Origin of the sequence: Candidatus Kapaibacterium sp. (genome assembly GCA_023957315.1) — a bacterium.
Classification (GTDB): Bacteria; Bacteroidota; Ignavibacteria; order Kapaibacteriales; family UBA2268; genus PGYU01.
Genome location: JAMLHE010000002.1, coordinates 308,074 through 326,037, shown reverse-complemented (window position 1 = coordinate 326,037; position 17,964 = coordinate 308,074). Strand labels below are relative to the sequence as shown.

Below are 17,964 nucleotides of genomic sequence, written 5' to 3'. Positions count from 1 at the left end.
ATTAATATTTGTAACAAAGGTAAGAATAATTTATGAAAAATCTTCTTTATGCTTGATTATGATGTCATAATAATTGGCGCAGGTGTCGTAGGATTGGCTTGCGCAGCAAGATTATCCGAGCGATACAGCGTTTTGGTGCTCGAGCGCCACAGCAGTTTCGGGCAGGAAACAAGCTCGCGGAACAGCGAAGTCATTCATGCAGGGATTTACTATCAGCCCGGTTCGCTCAAAGCCAAACTTTGCGTAGCCGGAAAAGTGATGCTATATGATTGGTGCCAAAATCACAATGTAAATTTCAAACGACTCGGGAAATTTATAGTAGCTCATGATGAAAATGAGATTCGTAAATTGGAAATTTTGGCTCAAAATGCTCAGAAAAATGGTGTAAATGATTTGGAGATGATGAATTCAGAGAGTTTTAAGGAAATCGAACCCAATGTATTTGCTGTAGCTGCATTATGGTCGCCATCAACGGGAATTGTTGATTCTCACGGTTTGATGAAAAGCCTGTATAATGAAGCAATCAAAAACGGCTGCGATTTTGCCTTTCATCACGAAGTAATGCAAATCCACAAGCTCGATGAAGGATATGCAGTAGTTGCGAATTGTGAGGGAGACAGTTTTGAAGTAAGCACGAAATTTGTAGTTAATTCCGCAGGGCTCGATGCGGATACAATTGCATCGCGAGCCGGAATTGATATTCAGAAGTCAGATTATTCGTTGCACTATTGCAAAGGGCATTATTTCAGGCTCAATCACTCAAAATCCGGATTGATTAAGCATTTGATATATCCCGTTCCGACGGAAAAGCACGAAGGCGTTGGTATTCATGCCACTATTGACCTTGATGGAGCGGTTAAATTCGGTCCGGATATTCACTATCTAAACGACAGGAATTGCGATTACAAGGTTAGTGATGAAATAATCGAAAAATTTTACAAAAGCGTTGTGAGATATTTGCCGTCATTAGAAATTAGCGATTTGTCGCCGGACCAATCAGGAATTCGCCCAAAACTTCAAGCAAGTGGTGAAGATTTCAGGGATTTTGTGATTTGCGATGAGAAGGACAAAAATTTGCCCGGATTTATAAATTTAATTGGAATAGAATCGCCGGGATTGACTGCCTGTTTGGCTATTGCAGAGTACGTTGAGAAGTTGCTTTCGCCTTATTCGCCGGAGTAATCTGAATCGTCGAATTTGGAAGCCGCCAAATCAGCAAGTTTCAAAACTGCATCAACATACGCACTCGAATTATTATAATGGAAAACTGCGGCACGTCGTTGTTCTTGCTCAATTCCCCATCCGTTAGCAACGAGATAGTTAGCTACAGAAAAGATTGCATCTTCGGTATTGAACAAATCAATCACACCATCGCCATTGCCATCAACTGCCCATGATACGAAACTGCTCGGCAAAAACTGCGAGATACCAAATGCCCCTGCCCATGAACCTCTGATATCCAGAATCGGATTTGGAAGCAGCGTGTTGACTTTTTCCATAGCGATTAATTGGTCAATTGCCCAATTTGCTTTCCTTTCGGAACGTTCAAAAATTTTGGTTTTTAGTTCTTCAAATTCTTTCTCGCTACCTTTGAAAGTACTTTTCATATTTTCGATATTCAATTCGATATATTCAGGTTGATTGCACATAGCAGTACTCAGATACACACTTGTGATATGGTGGTTGCCAAGATATGAGCCATGACGGGTTTCTATCCACAAAATGGACGCTATCACTTCTTTGGGTACTCCAAATTGCATCTCTGCAAGTTGGAGAGTTGCCATATTCTCGCCGAGAAATTTGACAGTATTGCCAACCGAACGATTGTTATAATGAGAGCTATAATCAGCTTTGGTCAAAAAACCGGTGACATTGATTTTGACATACTTTTCATCGAATTGAGTCCGAGTGTCATAAATCATTTCATTTAGGAAATTAGTATCAATCCCACGTTCGATTAGAATTTCGACAATCGGTTTGAAAAAATCGGCTTTGGATAATTCTTTGCCGGCAAAATTAGTCGAAAACATAATTTTAGATGATGATAGTACTAATAAAAGTGCTATCATGGCTATTGTAATATATTTTCCTTTACCGAACATTTTTTCCTTTTTATGCTATTATCTATAGTATATATACCATAAACGAATGAAAAGTTACAAAGTTTTCATTTATTTTATCAAATATGTCAATAATTCAGTTTCAAACCCTGGAATGTTCGAATCAATTACATTTGGAATAAACAATTTCATAGCTTTCATTTTCATCATTACTCTGCCAATTTCAGCCATATAATAAAATTCTACTTCCCTATCAAGTTTGAGGTCTAAATTATTCATTCCAATTGAAGGTACGCTGACTTTACCATCGAATTTGATTTTCATTTTAAATTTGAAAGAATTGCCGGATTTTGCCGGAACCGTGATATGTTCAGTCCCGTCATTACTGCCTTTGATAGTAAGGTTGCCGGAAACAGTGCCTTCGGTTGCACCAAATGTCATAGGTTCGTTGCTGAATAATTTGGCAAATATATCCCATTCGTTTTGGGTACGGTCGCTGATTTTATACCATTTTTCATCCATAGAAAATGGAAGTTGGATAGCTGTTCCGCTCAAATTCAGCAAGTCAACAAAAAAGTTAGGGTGAGTATAGAGCTTATTATCTTCCGTGTAGAAATATTGGTCGTCCTTCTTTTCGTACTGCGATGTCTCGGGGTTTGTGCTGTATTTTTGAATTATGAAGCTTTCTTTGCCAAAAAAATTAGTGGTGCCGGAAATAAAAAGAGAGTCCTTGAGATTGCTCCCTTGGACTCTATTATCAGATGAATCAAGCATGAAATAGTTGTAAACCCAATATGTACCGCCCGAAAACGGATATAGGTTACCGATCATTTCATTAAGTACAGTGAATTGTGAAGGACTTTGTGCCTCTTTCCCACCGGTTCTGACAGTAATAAAGCCGGACATTGCTCCTTGGGGAACTCGCACTTGCAATTTCATTGGATTTCCTAAAATAACTTCATCAGGATAGGCAATTACACCCGCAAAAAACACTTGATTTGAGGATTTGATATTCGAAAAGTTATTACCTGTAATAGTAATCACGTCACCAATATTGCCTTGCCCCGGACTTACTGATATGATACTAACCTGACTACTGGGATTGGTCGGGTCATTTTCCTCAGTACAAGAACTTAACCAAATCACTGCACTCATCAAAAGCAGAATCTTAATATACTTCATGAATAATCCTAAAATGATGTTGAACATACACTAATAACACATAGAAACGATAAAAATTGCAAAGTATCAAAATACTACAACTGTAATAACTACACGTTTGAAAAAATTGAAGGTTACGAAAAAATATTTTTGCTGAATGAAAAATATCTGCTATATTTGTAGTTCTAATTTTATAATGTTATAAGAAAGTAATAAAATTTTTAGCGAGCAATAATGAATTATAATGGTCCGAAAGTAAAGATTTCCCGTAAATTGGGTATTAATCTGACACCCAAAGCAGGCAAAATTGCCGGCAAAAAGCCTTATCCACCAGGACAGCACGGCAATACAAAACGTCGCGCTAAACAATCCGACTACGGTAAGCAATTACTCGAAAAGCAACGTATTCGTCTGCAATATAACATTTCCGAAAGCCAAATGTCAGCTTATTATACTAAGGCGACAAAATTGACCGGAAACACAGCAGACTTGTTGGTTCAGTTACTCGAAACAAGACTCGATGCAGTAGTTTACAGAGCCGGTTTCTCACGTTCAACTTATGCTGCAAGGCAATACGTAGTCCATGGACACGTTTTGGTCAATGGTCGCAAAGTAAATGTGCCATCCTACCAAGTAAGAGTGGGCGATGTGGTTTCGATTAAAGAAAAAAGCAGAAGCCTTGATTGTTTCCAAGAAGCAATCAGAAACTCAGGCTCGCCTGCATATCTCGAAGTTTCGAAAGCCGAATTTTCTGCAAAATTGGCTTACATTCCTGCAAGAGAAGAAATTCCAATTCAATGCGAAATTTCGCTTGTTGTCGAATACTACTCAAGATAATACTAATGAAAATAAAAAAAATAGCTACTCCAATCGGGTAGCTATTTTTTTTGTTGTATAGTTTCTTATCTATAAAACTACGACCCTATTAACCACAATCCTACTATCAAAATCAAATACCACAGTATAAGCTCCTGAGGGCAGATTTATTGTCGGGATATTGAATTGGTAATTTCCGCTATCGAGCATACCCGATTGGATTTCCGAAACTTCTCGCCCGAGAGCATCTACGAGATAAATACGTGATTGGGCAGCGTTCGGCAAATCGAATGTCAAGTTGAATATACCACCGCTTACAACCGGATTGGGAGATACAGAAATTTGTTCCTTGCTTAATCCGGCAGTGCGAATTGAGCTTGCTCCCCCTTTGTCTATAGTAAAAAGCAATTCCGACCAATCAATCGAAATCGAATCAGGAATAAAATCTGTCTTTACCCCAACGAACATTTGCCGCTGTTGATGTAGGTAATCGTGACGTTTTAGTAGTTGCCCATCTTTGTAAAATAGAAGCGGAACTTTAGAGATGTAATAATCTCGGAAATGAGCCGGATTTTGCACCTGCGATATTGATAGGTCTATTGCATAATCGCTTTCGCCAATTTCGTTGACATTGTAATCAATCTTGAAAACCGGATGTCCGGGAGAATATAGCCAATGTTCGAAAAATTTGATAATAAATGATTCATCATCGGGCGAAAATTTAATCAAAGCATCCCTAAATTCAGCTGTAGAAATAGGAGCAAATCTATAATCGTGCATTACCACTCTTAAGAATTCTAAGAATTTTTCGCGTCCAAAATAATAATGAAGCATATTATATATAAATCCGGCTTTGGAATATATTACTACTGCGTGAATAAAAACCGAATCTGTAGAAATTCCGTATGGCGTGACATGATGAGCGGTTTTGTTGTTCAGATAATTACGCGCATGAATGCTAATCAAAAATCTGTATGCATATGGGTCATCATTTCGATGTTCTAACCAAAGCGCCTCACACCAGGATGCTCCACCCTCGTTTATCCAAATATCTTGCCAAGTGGCGCAAGTAATCAAATTGCCAATCCATTGGTGTGCTGCTTCGTGAGCTAAGCCAATTTCCCCTATGCCTCTGAGCCAATTGCGGTTTATTGTCACCATGTTTGGTTGTTCCATACCACCGTACCAGACCGGCTCGATTGCAACAATACCGTAACTATCGTAAGGAAATTCAATGAAAAGTTCGGAAAATAACTTCAGCATTTCCGGATTTAGCAATAGCGACTTCTTAGCATCGCGAGCATCTCCTTTGGTAAAATCACCATCGTAGTCAACTTGCCAAACGTAATAATCAATCGGAACTGATTCAGTAGGTTTAGTTACTCTAATGTATTCGTCGCTGAAATGTTTGTATTTTGAAGCTACGGCAACCATTAAGTAAGTTGAAATAGGTTCATTGCTTTTGTAGTAATAAATCGAATATCCGCCATGAATATTATCCAAATCGGGATTAGTATAGAGCGAATCCAGATAACCGATTGATAATCCTGTATATCCTTCGGGTACTTTGATAGCAACCGAAGTTAAGGCTTTATCGTTTGGATTGTCGTTGCACGGCATCCAATATCTTGAAATCTCGGGTTGACCGAATGTATATGCTATATTTTCTTCGACTAAATAATCACGTCCCTGGAATCGAACTTCACCTTTTTGGAAAAAAGCTATACCATATCTGTAACTGCGATTAATTTCGTAATTTATAACAATTTCAACGATTTCATTTTTGTTTTTTGATTGCGGAAATTCGATTTCGAGCTTTATGTATGAATGGAAAGCATTGTCAGTTAGCAAGACTCCATCGATAAAAACGGAATTAATAATCATATCGCCTGCATCTAATACGATTGTTTTGGTGTCGTCTTCGGTTATTTGCAGTTGAATTGTCTGGGTTGCAGTATAAAAAATGCTGTCATTCTTGCCGAATAGCAATAGTTCTCGCCAATCTAAAAACAAATCATATCTCAGAACATCGTAATTCAAAGTGGTCGGTTCATCTTCTGATTGGAAATTCAGGTGATTATGATATTTAGCACAAGCGTCTGTGCATATATGCTTGTTTTCGTTAAACGGGGTTAAATAATCGGGTATCTGCCCTTTTGTTTCAGCAGATACCCCAAAAAAAGCAATGAATATAATACTCAAAGTGAAAGCGGAATTAAGAAAATTTTTCATATTTTATCTTATTACCCTAATCTTTTTTAGAGAAAGCTTCGATCAGTTTCTTGAATTCATCCAAATTTTCACTTGTCATATTGCGAGATTGCTCCATAAATGGAGTCAATAAGTCAATCGGCACAGGGAATATAATAGTAGAATTCTTTTCGGTAGCAACATCGGCTAATGTTTGCAAAAAGCGCAATTGCAATGCAATAGGATGCTTCGAGATTTGTTCGGCTGCTTCGGCAAGTTTTTTAGAGGCTTGGAATTCGCCGTCGGCATTGATTACTTTGGCACGGCGTTCGCGTTCGGCTTGGGCTTGCTTAGCCATTGCACGTTGCATTTCCAAAGGCAAATCAATTTGTTTAACTTCGACTGAAGCGACTTTAATACCCCAAGGTTCGGTATGCTCATCAATGATTTGTTGAAGCCTAACGTTGATTTGTTCTCGTTCAGAAAGGATTTCGTCCAAATCTGATTGACCAAGAATACTTCTGAGAGTAGTTTGAGCGATTTGGTTAGTGGCATACAAATAGTTTTCTACGTCAACAATTGCTTTGTCAGGATAAACTACGCGGAAATAAAGCACTGCGTTGACTTTGATTGAGACGTTGTCCTTGGTGATAACATCTTGAGGCTCGATATCCATAGTAATAGTTCTGAGTGAGACTCTTATCATACGGTCAATGAAAGGGATGAGTATGATAAGTCCTGGACCTTTGAATCCAATCAAGCGACCAAGTCTGAAAACGACGGCTCTGTCGTATTCGCGAACGACTTTAATTGCAGAAGCTAATATTATTGCGACTAAAACTAAAACGATAGGGAATAATTCGAAATCCATAATATACTCCAAATAATTTGTAAGATACAGAAATGAAATTTAACAAACTTACAGCTAATAAACAAATTAATTCGTATATCCCGTCAATTCTGCATAGCCATAACCCTTGACTTTTTGCCCTTTATGTGTTCCGTCGAGCAATACCGAGCCTTCGTAATATCTAATGATTAGCTTCAGTTCTTGGTCGGGCACTTGAGTTTCAATTTTCAAATCAAAATCATATTTGTCGCTTTTCATTGTCCAGACTGCGGGATATTTATGTCCATCCTCATTTGTCCAATGATTGGTGACCCTAATATTAATATCGTTTGGGCTGATATATTCGTGTTTTCCATCGGGATTAACCAACGTTCCTTTGCCAAAATTGAAACTGCCGTCTCGATTTCGGAGCATGAAAAACATAATTTCGTGTTCGTTGTCTAATTGAAGCGAAAACCAATCCCACCCGACCTGAGCCGAATCCAAGGCACTTGTGCTCCATTCTCTGTCCATCCACGAATTGCCGCTTACCGAAAAATTCCTATTTCCGATTTTGATTTGTCCGCGAGTGTCCATTCGCGTATATGAATAATAATATGAAGCATTTCCGGTCGTATTGCTTTTGGCACTGAGTCCATTTACTCCATGTTTCACAATGCTTTTAAGTGGAACTACATCAAATTCGATAGCGAAATCACCTGCATCGGCATTGATTTTAAATTCGGGCATGAGATAGTCACTATTATATTCTTCATTTGTTGAAATTGTCCAATCTTCGACATGAATTTTCAGTGGCAAATACGAGGCACCGGCAAGATTTGCGGCTCCACGAGAATATTTATCGGCATAATAAAATTTGCCGTTTGAAACATCAGTCAGAGCGAAATGTGCGAGATAAAGCTGATTTGTTGACATTGACGATTGCTTGGAAACTGAATCGGAGGACAATGCATTACGAAAGATTGTAAATTGGTAGCCAAAACGATTGCCTTTTTCATCCGATAAATTGCCCGTGAAATACCACCATTCAATTTTGAAATCGTCATGTGCTCCGTGGTCTTCGGGAAAGATGAACTCTCGCGGCTCTAATGCTTTCGTATAGTTGCCTTCGTCTGCACTCATAGCATCGCTGACCGAAATAGTGTTAAAACTTTGGGGCAATTTACTATCTCTTTTGATGCCATAGATTAAGAACAATACAACCATTGCAACAAATAGGACAAGCGCGCCTGTGGACATTAAATATCGCTTCATTATTCCTCCCTCAACGAATTAGCCGGTGAAGACTGAGACAACTTGATTGCCGGATAAATACCTGCCAATACTGAAGCTAATATCGAAACGACAAATCCTTGGAGCATATATTCCGGAATAAATTCAAAATTGACAGTCCATCCGAAAGAACGTTTGTTCACCACAGTAACTAAAATATAAGCCAAAATATTCCCGAGGGGAAGCGCTGCGATTGCCGCAATGAATCCCATAATTCCCGTTTGCAATATTACAAGTTTTCGGAGTTGGGCGGGAGTCATCCCGATTGAGCGCAGAACGCCGAATTCGCGAGCACGCTCGAGTTGCAATGCCATCAATGCCGATAAAATCCCAATAAAAGCTACCGAAATAGCAAGCAATTGCAAAACATTAGTGATAATGAATGTTCGGTCGAATATTTCAATCGAGCCATCAATTAGCCGTTTATTCGAGCGCACAAGAAATTCGATATCGTCACCTGCCGCAATTTTAATTTGTCGTTCCAAAGAATCAATATTTACTCCTTCATTGGCAAATACAGCAATTCCGGATAACATCTCATCATCAAAGTGCTTCAAATAAGTGTCCATCCCGAGCATCAACAGCCCGATGTCCGAACTGTAATCATAATATAAACCGTCAATATTGAATGTCACTCGCCCTCTGTCTGTGACTAATGATAAAGTATCGCCAATTTCAACTTTATTTTTGAAAGCGAATGATTCACTCATGATAATTGAATTTTCATTTTGGAATTTGTCCCAAAGTTCATCCATCGAAATTCCGCCTTCCGTCTTGAATTGTTCATGCTCGAAAGACTGTACCTGAGCGGCAAGCAGGTGATAAATCCTGCCGCCGTCATTGAGTTGATATTCGCGATATAAATTCATTGCTCTAACTTCGTCCAATTCCAAGATTCGAGCGGCAATTTCACGCGAAAATGAGCCATCGTTGAATCGCGAAACATTTGTCGGAACCGAAGCATAAATATCCGCTTTGAGCCTGAAATGCAACCAATCATCAACCGTATTGCGAAAACTTTTGACCATAGTCCCGATGCCGATTGCTGCAGAAACTGCCACACACAGAGCCGCAACAGCAATAGTCGTCCGGCTAAGCTGAGTAACTATACTGCGAGCAGCCATCGAGCCAATCGTTCCGAATAATTTAGAGACTACAGGTTTAATTATTGCTACGATTATTATGATAAATTGCGGTATTAGCAAACTGAATCCCAAAATCACCGGAACAACACCGAGATAAGTTAAATAAATACTATCAGTTTCGATAAATAATATTGGAATCGCCGATAAAAATATAATTATGCCGAAAATATTGAATTTTGAAATTTGTGATTTGAGCTTTTTCTCTTGTGATGAGCGGGCGAGTGCCATTCCGGCAGGAACTTTACCGGCTTCGTGGGCAGGTTTGAGTGCCGCAATCACTGTTGCTGCCAAACCGAGCAACATCCCTTTGAGCAGGCTAAGTGAAGACACTTCAACGGTTTGCACTTGAAGCACGAAATACATATCATTAATTACTTTTGTAACCAAATTGGTCATGAAATAGCCCAATTGAATTCCAATCGCAATTCCCAGAAAAGTGCCAATCAAGCCGATTATGAAAGCCTCTCTCAGCACTAAAAAATAAATCTCTTTCCCTGTGACGCCCAATGAACGCAACAATCCGATATATCGGCGGCGGCGAACTACGGCAAATGTCATAGTATTATAAATCAAAAATATACCGACAATTAATGCCAACAAACTCATTGCTGCGAGATTGATTCTGAAGGATTCCGTCATTCCCGACCCGGCTTTAGAGCGAGCCGCAGAGGGATTAATATTTGTATATTCGGGTAGATTTTGCTTTAATTCCGCCAAGATTTCTTTTTCATTTTCTTCGGGCAAAATCAAATCAATTCGCGAAATCATATCGCCCATTCCCAAAAGATGCTGTGCGGTAGAAATATCGGTAAATACGAAATTTTTCAAATCAATCGAATTCTCATCAGGTTCGATAATTCCGGCTATTGACATTGTGAAAATCTTACCGTCGGATTCGGCAATAATTGTGTCGCCGATTGATTTATTCAAGTCATTTGCCAAATCTTTAGGAATAATTACAGCATTTTCAGACATAATAAAATCGCCCAATGCTCCACCGAAATTGAAATCATCGGCATTAACGTAGTTTCTGAAACCTTGCTCTGCAAAAGGGTCAATTCCCATCAAGGTAACAACACCAAACTTTTCATCTTGGATTCGTATAAATTTTTCGACCACAGGTGCAGATTTCCGAAACGCTTTATCTACTTTGATGTGCCTATAAACCGAATCGCTGAATCCGTTCGGACCGCCGGAAATATAGTGAGTGGCATTGCCTGACACGCTACGCATCGAAAGTTTGAATGCTTCGTAAGCACTTTCGTTCGCCAAATCTATCGAAACGACTACACCAACTCCCAGCGCCACACCAACTATTGACAAAATCAATTGCATCGGGTTTTTGAGATAATAGCGCAAAGATGACAGATTTATCGTGAATCCCATCAGATGTCCTCTTTGCTTATGCTGACCAGACCGCCGCCTTCAACTGACAAAATATTATCTGCCAATCCGATTAGCTCTTTGCTGTGCGTAGCCATAATCATAGTCTTATTTTTTTGCTTGACAAGCCTATCCAAGAGCTCGATTATACTTGCTCCGGTATGTTTATCCAAATTTCCGGTGGGTTCATCTGCCAAAATAATATCGGGATTGTGAATCAATGCTCTTGCAATTGCTACGCGTTGTTGCTCGCCACCTGAGAGCATATCGGGGTATTTGGCATCTTTGCCACCCAATCCAACCTCGACGAGCATCATTTTTGCTTTTTCGATGTCCTCACTCGTTAATTTGCCCTTCAATTCCATCGGCAAAAGGAGATTTTCGAGTAATGTCAAAGTCGGTATAAGATTGAAAAATTGGAAAATGAAGCCGATATGATTTCTGCGAAATATCGTACGTTTGTGCTCGTTCAGCTCGGAAATATTTTCATCGTTGATAATAATACTTCCGCTATCGGGCACATCAATTCCGCTGATTAGATTGAGCAAAGTTGATTTTCCGCTGCCGCTTCTGCCGAACATGACGGTGATTTCACCAACTTTGAATTGGTAATTCAATCCCAAAAATACTTGATGTTTGCCCGAACCTTCGTCGTAACTTTTGCTTAAATTTTCTAACTGAATTAAATTTTTCATTATTTGCTATTTGTAAATTATTATTAACGTACAATGCGACATTTGCGTAGTTTGAGTTAGAATTCGATATTAACAATAAATTCATTTTTGCTTCGTTTGGGCAAAAGAATTAAAGACCGTTGGAGGTGCTATACCAAAATAGGTATGGCTGAGAGAGTCTCCTTGAACCTGATCCGGGTAATACCGGCGGAGGGAAACGCGTTGCCGCAAGGACAGCCCAATTATTCAAGTCTCTCATAATCTCAACGGGGAACTCATTATTAACATTGGAGTTTTCCATGAGAAATATTTTCTTAATCGCATTTGCACTGATTTTTATTGGTGCTTTCACCGTTCATTCCGAAGAGTTGAACGTAGATTCCACTCGTGTATATAAGATACCGAGTCTAACCGTTACCACATCTCGCGCCCAAGAGCGAGAATCACCTGTACCCTTTTCTGAAATCACTGTTTCGGAAATTGCCCAGCGCCACACAGTAAACGATTTGCCGAAAATCCTGAGCGAGACGCCGTCAATTTTGGCATACTCCGAAAGTGGAAATTTTATCGGCTATACCAATCTTACACTTCGCGGATTCGACCAGCGACGAATTTCTATTGTCATTAATGGCATTCCTCAGAACGACCCCGAAGACCACAATTTCTATTGGATTAACATGACTGATTTGGCTTCGGGGCTCGAAAGCATCCAAGTCCAACGCGGAGCCGGAATTGGCAGTTATGGTGCTGCTGCAATTGGTGGTTCAATTATCATGACCACCAAGAATTTCGCTCGTGAAAGGTCTGTCGAATTCAGCACCGGAATTGGCTTTCAGGAAAGCGCCTCATCGCTATATAATGCCGGGCAATATGGCTCGAAATTCGGGCTTTCGGCTTCGAGTGGATTAATTGATAATAAATATGCTTTTTATACTCGTATAAATCGCATTAATTCATTCGGTTACCGCGACCAATCTTGGGCAACTTTGAACAGTTACCAATTCGGCGTCGCACGATTTGACGATAATCTGACAACGCAAATAAATTTTATTACAGGTTCGCAAGATGACGGCTTGGCTTATACGGGCTTGCCCAAAGCATATGTAAAAGATGCCGACAAACGCAGAGCTAATTACAATTATTGGTCTTACGACCGCGAAAACGGAACGGAAGTAGATTGGGTGACAGTTCGCCGAAATCAAGAAGTAGAGCAATTTTCGCAACCACAGATTGAATTGCTGAATGATTGGCACATTTCCGAGAATCTTGAGCTGAAATCAGCACTTTTTTTCAAAACAGGTCAAGGATATTTTGATTATGACGGCACAGGCTGGACAGATGCCTCGTCATTCCGTTTGAATGAGCAAAATGGCTATCCTGATGCCAATGACCCGACAAATCCGATAATACGCGCTTTTGTTGGCAATAAATACGGCGGATGGATTCCGCGTCTGGTTTGGAATCACGGAAACGGCATTTTCACAAGTGGAATGGAAATAAGAATGCACCGCTCCAATCATTGGGGTAAGATTAATTTTGCAGAAAATTTGCCCGAGAATTTCGACCCCGGTTTCAAATTTTACAATTATGATGGAATTCGCAATATCTTTTCCGTATTTGCAAATGAGAAATTATTTCTGACCGAAAGAATAGCACTGAATTTGGATGCACAAATCGTTTATCAATCTTATGGAATCGAAAACGAAAAAGCAGGCAATGTTTTCACTGAATATTCGACTACTGACGGCACTATAGTGGGCAATGGCGAAAGACTTTTTGATGTTAATTACGTTTTCTTCAATCCGCGAATCGGCGTTAACTACAACGTCACTGATGAAATGAACACATACATTTCACTTGCACACACTTCTCGCGAGCCGCGGATGAAGAATCTCTATGCTGCAAGTGATGCTTTTTGGGGTGCTAAACCTCTATTTGCATTTGATACTACTTCAGATGGCACTCGGCTTTACGACTTCAGCAAAGCACTCGTCAAACCCGAAAAGATGCTCAATCTCGAGCTTGGTTGGGGATACTTGACTACAGATTTCAGCGTAAATGCGGGATTCTATTGGATGGAATACGCTGATGAGCTTGTCAAAAGCGGGCAAACCGATTTGTTCGGCTCGCCGATTGATGGCAATGCACCAAAAACCCGCCACTATGGGATTGAGCTTCAGGCTACGAAAATCTTCAACGTTTCGGATTTATTCGATTTGAGAATCAGTGGCAACGCAACTTATAGCCAAAATAAAATTATCGAATACAATTTCTCAACTCGCCAGGGTCATCTCGTATCGCTTGCGGATAATAATATTGCCGGTTTCCCCGATTTTATGGCGAATTTACGAGTAGGCATCAGCACCAAAGATTTGTACTTCGGTGTAGCCCTAAAGCATGTCGGCACTTATAAAACGGACAATTTCGGAGATATGCTGACCACTGACGAGCGAATCAGAAGTCATCTCGGAGGTGGATATTACGCAGATAACAACTTTGATGCATATACAGTGCTGGATGCAAGCCTGATTTACACTTTCAAGCAATTGCCATTTTTCGAAGAAATGAAAATTCATGCCGTGGTGAACAATCTGACGAATTTGTACTATGCATCGGGCGCCATCGGACCGGAATTTTTCCCTGCCGCCGAAAGAAATTATTGGGTGAACTTCGTTTTTGGGATGTAAAAACAATGCACTGAATTGGTGAATTTTAATATTGGCATGAGTGATGTGTAAAAAGTCATTACTCATGCCATTTTTATATATATTATGTTCCTGATTTCTCAATACCTACACAAATCCAAATTTATTCAAAAAAATACCACATAAACTTTGAAAATACGCTCACATTTTGTATTTTGAACTTTGTATTTGACGAATTTTTGGAAATCATGAAATAAATATGTTAAAATTGACAACTAACAATTTTTTATTAATAAATACATAAAGATGCCATGAGCAGTTACAACCCGTTCAACTCTACCATTTTTAATAAGGTCATTATGGCTGGGACAGGCGTGATACTTGTTCTTTTCGTAATTGGTCATATGGTCGGAAATTTGCAGGTTTTCTTGGGCGCAGATGTATTCAATACTTACGCACATTTTCTGAAAAGCACGGGCGAATTGCTCTGGCTTATGCGTTTAGTGTTGCTTCTTTGCGTAGTGCTTCATGTTTATACTTCTCTCAAATTGAAGTTTCTGAACATGAAAGCCCGACCGGAAGGATATAGCGTCACAAGCTATGTCAAATCCACACTTTATTCCCGTACTATGATTTACTCGGGAATAGTGATTTTTCTATTTGTAGTATATCATTTATTACATTTTACAGCTTTAGTAACCAATCCCGAATATGCCGACTATCGTGAAAACTATGGTCCCGTGTTGCAATCATCAGGTGTGATTGACCACAGCGGCAATATTATTCAGGTTACCGAAGGTGAAGGAATTTTTGACAGACATGATGCTTACAAAATGGTAATCGCAGGATTCAACAAGCCAATTGTAGCTGTTGTTTATATTTTAGCGGTGCTGTTTTTGGCACTACATTTATCACATGCTATTCAATCAATGTTCCAAACATTGGGATGGAGCGGTCCGAAAACGACTCCCCGATTGATGCTCGTTAGCAAGCTAATCGGGTGGGGATTATTCGTAGGATTTGCTTCAATTCCCGTTTCGGTGTTAATTTTCGGATTAGGTAAAGGAGTAATAGGATAATGAAATTAGATTCAAAAATACCATCCGGACCAATTGCACAATCATGGGACAAATATCGCTTTGATATGAAGCTGATTAATCCCGCTAACAAGCGCAAATTCAAGATTTTAGTCGTCGGTACCGGACTTGCAGGTGGCGCGGCTGCTGCCACTTTTGGCGAACTTGGCTACAATGTCGAAACTTTTACATATAATGACAGCCCAAGACGCGCTCATAGCATTTCTGCACAAGGTGGAATCAATGCCGCAAAAAATTACCAAAATGATGGTGATTCCATTTGGAGATTATTTTACGACACTGTAAAAGGTGGCGATTTCCGTGCTCGCGAAGCTAATGTTTATCGCTTAGCACAAGTAAGCGCCAATATTATTGACCAATGCGTGGCTCAAGGCGTGCCTTTCGCACGCGAATATGGCGGAACTTTAGCTAATCGTTCATTCGGTGGGGCACAGGTATCGCGAACATTTTATGCTCGAGGACAAACGGGGCAACAACTTCTACTTGGGGCATATTCGGCTCTAAACCGCCAAATTGCTGCCGGAAAAGTTAAATCGCACACTCGCAAAGAGATGTTGGATGTAGTCTTAGTTGATGGCTATGCCAGAGGAATTGTTACACGCGACCTCGTTACGGGCAAAATCGAATCGCACGTTGGCGATGCAGTCGTACTCGCTACAGGCGGTTACGGCAATGTATTTTTCCTCTCGACAAATGCTCAAGCATGTAACGTTACTGCAACTTATCGTGCTTACAAAAAGGGCGCATTATTTGCAAATCCCTGCTTTACACAAATTCACCCAACTTGCATTCCCGTTAGTGGAGACCACCAATCTAAGCTAACGCTAATGTCGGAATCGCTCAGAAATGATGGCAGAATTTGGGTTCCAAAAAATAAAGGCGATAATCGTGCACCTCAGGATATTCCCGAACAAGAGCGCGATTACTACTTAGAGCGCAAATACCCGAGCTTTGGCAATCTTTCACCACGCGATATTTCATCACGTGCAGCAAAACAAGTTTGCGACGAAGGTCGTGGCGTTGGCAGCACAGGTTATGGTGTATATCTCGATTTCGCAGATGCAATCGGACGCTTAGGCAAACATGCCATCGAAGAACGCTACGGAAATCTTTTCGAAATGTACGAACGCATTACAGGCGAAGACCCATATACAACGCCGATGAGGATTTATCCGGCATCGCATTATACAATGGGTGGCTTATGGGTTGATTACAATCTTATGAGCAACATTCCCGGATTGCACGTTATCGGCGAAGCAAATTTCTCCGACCATGGTGCAAATCGTCTCGGAGCAAGCGCATTGATGCAAGGTTTGGCAGACGGCTATTTTGTAATTCCTTACACAATCGGTCATTTCTTTGCAAATAATCCGATGGATAAAAGTGTCACAACTTCGCATCCCGAATTCCAAAAAGCAGAGCAAGAAGCTAAAGACAAAATCAACTTGTTGCTTTCGATTAATGGCAAAAGAACTCCTACATCATTCCACAAAGAATTGGGTACCTTGATATGGGATAAAGTTGGAATGGCGAGAAATGAAGCCGGACTGAAAGAAGCCATTGCAAGAATTCCCCAAATCAGAGAAGAATTTTGGGCGAATTTGAACGTCACGGGTGAACCCGACTCGCTCAATATGGCACTCGAAAAAGCTTTGCGTGTAGCCGATTTCCTCGAATTTGCCGAAGTAATGGCATGGGATGCACTCGAACGAGATGAATCCTGTGGAGGTCACTTCCGCGAAGAACACCAAACTCCCGATGGCGAAGCAGTTCGTAATGATGAAAAATACACTCACGTCGCAGCTTGGGAATACACCGGAGTAGGCAATAAGCCAACCAGACACCAAGAAGAATTAACTTTCGAAAATGTACCCTTATCTGTCAGGAGTTATAAATAATGAAACTAACACTTAATATATGGAGACAAAAGGACAAGAATTCCAAAGGGCAGTTTGAAAACTATAATTTGAACGAAGTGTCGCCCGATATGTCATTTTTGGAAATGCTCGACGTGCTGAACGAAGATTTGCTCCACAAGGGCGATGAACCCGTAGCATTCGACCACGATTGCCGCGAAGGCATTTGCGGAGCATGTTCGATGACAATTAACGGTCGCCCGCACGGTCCCGAAAAGCAAACTACAACGTGCCAGCTTCATATGCGGAAATTCAACGACGGCGAAACGATTACGATAGAGCCTTTCAGAGCGAAACCTTTCCCGGTAATCCGAGATTTGATAGTTGACCGCACATCGTTTGACCGAATTCAGCAAGCCGGTGGCTTCGTATCGGTCAACACAGGCAGTTCACCCGATTCCAACGCAGTGCCTATCGCCAAAGTTGCAGCCGACAAAGCATTCGATGCTGCGGCATGCATTGGTTGCGGTGCATGTGTAGCGGCTTGTCCCAACGGTGCAGCGATGCTCTTCACCTCCGCTAAAATTGGACAATTTGCTTTACTTCCGCAAGGACAGCCCGAACGCAAAGAACGCGTAATAGCAATGGTGAAGCAAATGGATTCCGAAGGATTTGGCGCATGCACAAACCACTACGAATGTGAAGCAGCTTGCCCCAAAGGCATTTCCGTCGAATTCATAGCAATGATGAACCGCGACTTTATGAAAGCCTCATTCACCAGATAAATCATTGAATCAAAATAATTTAATCCCTGC

General features: G+C 40.5%; 13 protein-coding genes and 1 riboswitch. Of the genes, 6 read left to right on the top strand and 7 right to left on the bottom strand.

The genetic code is table 11. The annotated features are described in order from the left end of the window. Positions 1-48 precede the first annotated feature (48 nt). A complete protein-coding gene (locus M9949_03260; protein MCO5250422.1) occupies positions 49-1,182 on the top strand; it encodes an NAD(P)/FAD-dependent oxidoreductase in 1,134 nt (377 codons plus the stop codon). On the opposite strand, the gene M9949_03255 is transcribed toward M9949_03260, so the two are convergent. Then, positions 1,167-2,102 (bottom strand): lytic murein transglycosylase, encoded by a 936-nt coding sequence (locus M9949_03255; protein ID MCO5250421.1) that lies wholly within the window; start codon positions 2,100-2,102, stop codon positions 1,167-1,169. The two genes, M9949_03260 and M9949_03255, sit on opposite strands and share 16 nt — an antisense overlap. 69 nt (positions 2,103-2,171) lie before the next feature. Continuing rightward, positions 2,172-3,242, bottom strand: coding sequence for an IPT/TIG domain-containing protein (locus M9949_03250; protein ID MCO5250420.1), 1,071 nt, complete (start codon positions 3,240-3,242; stop codon positions 2,172-2,174). Between the two features lie 213 nt (positions 3,243-3,455). Between M9949_03250 and rpsD the strand changes: the two genes are divergently transcribed. After that, the gene (rpsD, locus tag M9949_03245; GenBank protein ID MCO5250419.1) at positions 3,456-4,058 is read left to right on the top strand and encodes a 30S ribosomal protein S4; all 603 of its coding nucleotides are present in this window, start codon (positions 3,456-3,458) and stop codon (positions 4,056-4,058) included. Positions 4,059-4,127: 69 nt separating this feature from the next. Here rpsD and M9949_03240 read toward each other — a convergent pair whose 3' ends face one another. The 5 genes from M9949_03240 to M9949_03220 all read right to left on the bottom strand — a co-directional run bounded on the left by M9949_03240 (position 4,128) and on the right by M9949_03220 (position 11,572). After that, on the bottom strand, positions 4,128-6,269 hold the full coding sequence (locus M9949_03240) for a T9SS type A sorting domain-containing protein (GenBank protein ID MCO5250418.1): 2,142 nt from the start codon (positions 6,267-6,269) through the stop codon (positions 4,128-4,130). A gap of 16 nt (positions 6,270-6,285) precedes the next feature. Further along, positions 6,286-7,098 (bottom strand): slipin family protein, encoded by an 813-nt coding sequence (locus M9949_03235; protein MCO5250417.1) that lies wholly within the window; start codon positions 7,096-7,098, stop codon positions 6,286-6,288. Between the two features lie 66 nt (positions 7,099-7,164). After that, a complete protein-coding gene (locus M9949_03230) occupies positions 7,165-8,331 on the bottom strand; it encodes a carotenoid 1,2-hydratase (protein ID MCO5250416.1) in 1,167 nt (388 codons plus the stop codon). After that, positions 8,331-10,880, bottom strand: a complete 2,550-nt coding sequence (locus M9949_03225; protein ID MCO5250415.1) for an FtsX-like permease family protein — start codon at positions 10,878-10,880, stop codon at positions 8,331-8,333. Before M9949_03225 ends, M9949_03230 begins: the two co-directional genes overlap by 1 nt. After that, complete coding sequence (locus M9949_03220) at positions 10,880-11,572, bottom strand: ABC transporter ATP-binding protein (GenBank protein MCO5250414.1); 693 nt, start codon at positions 11,570-11,572, stop codon at positions 10,880-10,882. The genes M9949_03225 and M9949_03220 overlap by 1 nt, the downstream gene beginning before the upstream one ends. A gap of 111 nt (positions 11,573-11,683) precedes the next feature. Further along, a riboswitch (TPP riboswitch) is annotated at positions 11,684-11,784 on the top strand. A 66-nt stretch (positions 11,785-11,850) separates the two neighbouring features. Here M9949_03220 and M9949_03215 point away from each other — a divergent pair. From M9949_03215 to M9949_03200, 4 genes are all read left to right on the top strand, one after another. Next, entirely contained in the window at positions 11,851-14,238 is a 2,388-nt protein-coding gene (locus M9949_03215; protein MCO5250413.1) for a TonB-dependent receptor, read from the top strand. Positions 14,239-14,507: 269 nt separating this feature from the next. Further along, positions 14,508-15,275: a succinate dehydrogenase cytochrome b subunit gene (locus tag M9949_03210; GenBank protein MCO5250412.1), complete on the top strand. Its 768-nt coding sequence runs from the start codon at positions 14,508-14,510 to the stop codon at positions 15,273-15,275. Then, on the top strand, positions 15,275-17,191 hold the full coding sequence (locus M9949_03205; GenBank protein ID MCO5250411.1) for a fumarate reductase/succinate dehydrogenase flavoprotein subunit: 1,917 nt from the start codon (positions 15,275-15,277) through the stop codon (positions 17,189-17,191). Before M9949_03210 ends, M9949_03205 begins: the two co-directional genes overlap by 1 nt. Continuing rightward, complete coding sequence (locus tag M9949_03200; GenBank protein MCO5250410.1) at positions 17,191-17,934, top strand: succinate dehydrogenase/fumarate reductase iron-sulfur subunit; 744 nt, start codon at positions 17,191-17,193, stop codon at positions 17,932-17,934. The genes M9949_03205 and M9949_03200 overlap by 1 nt, the downstream gene beginning before the upstream one ends. Positions 17,935-17,964 lie beyond the last annotated feature (30 nt).

Excerpts from the sequence above, each read along its gene's own strand:
- M9949_03260 (MCO5250422.1), top strand. The coding sequence starts at position 49 with ATGCTTGATTATGATGTCATAATAATTGGCGCAGGTGTCGTAGGATTG.
- M9949_03255 (MCO5250421.1), bottom strand. The coding sequence starts at position 2,102 with ATGTTCGGTAAAGGAAAATATATTACAATAGCCATGATAGCACTTTTA.
- M9949_03250 (MCO5250420.1), bottom strand. The coding sequence starts at position 3,242 with ATGAAGTATATTAAGATTCTGCTTTTGATGAGTGCAGTGATTTGGTTA.
- rpsD (MCO5250419.1), top strand. The coding sequence starts at position 3,456 with ATGAATTATAATGGTCCGAAAGTAAAGATTTCCCGTAAATTGGGTATT.
- M9949_03240 (MCO5250418.1), bottom strand. The coding sequence starts at position 6,269 with ATGAAAAATTTTCTTAATTCCGCTTTCACTTTGAGTATTATATTCATT.
- M9949_03235 (MCO5250417.1), bottom strand. The coding sequence starts at position 7,098 with ATGGATTTCGAATTATTCCCTATCGTTTTAGTTTTAGTCGCAATAATA.
- M9949_03230 (MCO5250416.1), bottom strand. The coding sequence starts at position 8,331 with ATGAAGCGATATTTAATGTCCACAGGCGCGCTTGTCCTATTTGTTGCA.
- M9949_03225 (MCO5250415.1), bottom strand. The coding sequence starts at position 10,880 with ATGGGATTCACGATAAATCTGTCATCTTTGCGCTATTATCTCAAAAAC.
- M9949_03220 (MCO5250414.1), bottom strand. The coding sequence starts at position 11,572 with ATGAAAAATTTAATTCAGTTAGAAAATTTAAGCAAAAGTTACGACGAA.
- M9949_03215 (MCO5250413.1), top strand. The coding sequence starts at position 11,851 with ATGAGAAATATTTTCTTAATCGCATTTGCACTGATTTTTATTGGTGCT.
- M9949_03210 (MCO5250412.1), top strand. The coding sequence starts at position 14,508 with ATGAGCAGTTACAACCCGTTCAACTCTACCATTTTTAATAAGGTCATT.
- M9949_03205 (MCO5250411.1), top strand. The coding sequence starts at position 15,275 with ATGAAATTAGATTCAAAAATACCATCCGGACCAATTGCACAATCATGG.
- M9949_03200 (MCO5250410.1), top strand. The coding sequence starts at position 17,191 with ATGAAACTAACACTTAATATATGGAGACAAAAGGACAAGAATTCCAAA.